The sequence below is a fragment of the Phytoactinopolyspora endophytica genome, from assembly GCF_004138495.1.
Classification (GTDB): domain Bacteria; phylum Actinomycetota; class Actinomycetes; order Jiangellales; family Jiangellaceae; genus Phytoactinopolyspora; species Phytoactinopolyspora endophytica.
This window is the reverse complement of sequence record NZ_ML142865.1, coordinates 130,108-130,355: the sequence shown is the minus strand read 5'-3', so window position 1 is coordinate 130,355 and position 248 is coordinate 130,108. Positions and strand designations below refer to the sequence as shown.

Here is a 248-nt window from a genome sequence, read left to right as displayed (position 1 = left end):
TGGTCGGAGGGCGCCGGAGGGACCTCCGGCGCGCTGTGGGGCGGAGGTCTGACCGCCGTCGGCGGCGCGCTGAGTGACCACGACGGGGCAACCGACACGGAGATCGTCGCCGCCATGCGGGCCGGGACCGACGCCGTGCTCCGGCTCGGCCAGGCCGAGGTCGGAGACAAGACGATCGTGGATGCCCTCGTGCCGTTCACCGATGCCTTCGCGGACGCCGTGGGGGCCGGAGCGCCATTACGAGAGGC

Annotated in this window: 1 protein-coding gene; it reads left to right on the top strand. The window is 73.8% G+C overall.

Annotated elements, in window-relative coordinates:
- A partial coding sequence (locus ELR45_RS26685; protein WP_129669091.1) for a DAK2 domain-containing protein occupies window positions 1–248 on the top strand: 248 nt, incomplete at both ends.